The organism is Bathymodiolus platifrons methanotrophic gill symbiont, from assembly GCF_002189065.1.
Lineage (GTDB): Bacteria > Pseudomonadota > Gammaproteobacteria > Methylococcales > Methylomonadaceae > Methyloprofundus.
Genome location: NZ_BDMN01000061.1, coordinates 1 through 1,961, shown reverse-complemented (window position 1 = coordinate 1,961; position 1,961 = coordinate 1). Strand labels below are relative to the sequence as shown.

At 41.6% G+C, this 1,961-nt stretch carries 1 protein-coding gene and 1 pseudogene; one reads left to right on the top strand and one right to left on the bottom strand.

Translation table 11 applies throughout. The features are described 5' to 3' along the window. Positions 1-62: 62 nt before the first annotated feature. Complete coding sequence (locus tag CDZ78_RS04150; protein ID WP_087868843.1) at positions 63-1,358, top strand: HupE/UreJ family protein; 1,296 nt, start codon at positions 63-65, stop codon at positions 1,356-1,358. A 469-nt stretch (positions 1,359-1,827) separates the two neighbouring features. On the opposite strand, the pseudogene CDZ78_RS24210 reads toward CDZ78_RS04150, so the two are convergent. Further along, a pseudogene (locus CDZ78_RS24210) lies at positions 1,828-1,961 on the bottom strand (efflux RND transporter permease subunit); the annotation flags it as partial.

Below are 1,961 nucleotides of genomic sequence, written 5' to 3'. Positions count from 1 at the left end.
TCTGTTAGCAGGAATGACGTAAAAATTAAGGAGTACTTCTTACTCAGAATTCAGGCTAAATAATGTTTTTACCCTCTCGTTTTATTTTTCGGCACTACTTTTTCATTGCTCTATTTCTGCTTGGCACAACACCGGCTTCAGCACATTTCAAACTCAATCTGAATGTGCGGATATTGCATGTGGAGCATTTGGCGGATGGTCTGAATGTTTATATGCGTTTGCCCATGCCTTATCTAGTGGCGCATTTGCTTGGCGAATTGGATGCAAGCGGGCTACCTTTACCCGCGCCTTATACCCGTAATCGACGTGAAGAAGGCAAGCTTGTTCACTATGTCGATGTAGTGCAACTAAAGAGGTCAACTGATGGTTTGGCTATGCTTGCACAACATGGTCTAAACCTCACAGTAGATGAAGAAAGTGTTAAGGTTAAAGTTGAGCATCTCCGTATCTACAAGAACGGCACCCAGCCAGACTTTGCCACGCTGGATGATGCACAGCGGGCATTCCAGAGTACACAAGCATTTAATACCTTAGAACACGGTGTTTATGTGGGTGATGCCACGGTTGATGTCCTTTTAAACTACAACAGTGAGGACGCTATATATCAATATGCACTCTCCAGCAATTTAAATCCCGGACTGCCAGATCAAGATGAGACAGCTAATCTTGTACTGGATTGCAGCCCCAGCGGTATACAGGTTTTTCGTGCCCGTGGTTTATTAGATAAGCCTATTGTCGTGACCCGTTCAGTTTTTGATGCTGTGATCACGTTTATCAAGGAAGGTGTTAAACATATTCTAGATGGTCTTGATCACATCCTGTTTGTCATATGCCTAATACTTGGCGCCATGCACCTTAGACCATTACTCTGGCGCGTAACCGGTTTTACCGTCGGGCATAGTATTACGCTCTCTATTGGATTCTTTGGTTTTGTACCAACAGAGGCGTGGTTTGTACCTGCCGTAGAAACGGGGATTGGATTGTCAATTATCTATGTTGCTATTGTTGCCGTAGCAGCAGACCTTAAACCGGGATTTCAACAGGAAAAAAGTGAATGGACCGTAGTCGCCATTACCGGATTAATTGGTTTATTACATGGGCTAGGGTTTTCGTTTGTACTACAGCATATTCTTCAGGTGACATCACCGAATATATGGCAAAGTCTTTTAGCCTTTAATCTTGGCGTAGAAATAGGTCAGCTGTTAATCGTTATTGTTGCATGGACAGTGTTTTACTTAATCAGCCTTTTAGGGATCAGAGTAGCCAAAATAAACCGCTACTTTGTTGCCAGTGCTTGTATTTTGATTAGTTTATATTGGGTTATAGAGCGTGGTAACAGCGTATTAGCAAATATATGACCATTGCTCAGGTTTCTAAGATGAAGGCAAGTACTTCACTATAAAATTGGCGGGAGTTAACAACCTTACACTCGATGTTCTAGTTTTTTATCTTGACTCTTTAAGGCATTAAAACTATTCAAAATGACATAAACAACCGTAGGATGGGCAAAGGGATTTTTCGTGCCCATCTTTTATATCACGAGTCGTTCAATACACTCGTACGACTGATATGTTACTTGTTTTGGTCTGTGTTCTGTCGCCTATCAGGGACTAAAAATTCACCACTTTGCTTAGGCTCCGTTTCCCGGATTTTCAGCGAGGGTGGAATAACGTTAGCATTTTACATCTTTGGTGACATACCATGTTTAGTAAAATCACCAAAAAATACCGGAAAACGCTAACGCTATTCCAGCCTACAATAAAGTAGGTGATACAGTTAACAGGAATGGAGAATTATTTTTCCATGCCCCCTAAATCCACCTTTCTATTAATCAGCCTGAATTTTATAAAACATCGCATACAAAACCGGCACAACAACCATCGTCAAAACAGTACCAAAAGCAAGACCAAACATGATTGTTACTGCCATAGAGACCCAGAAGTCATCCTGTAATAACGGTG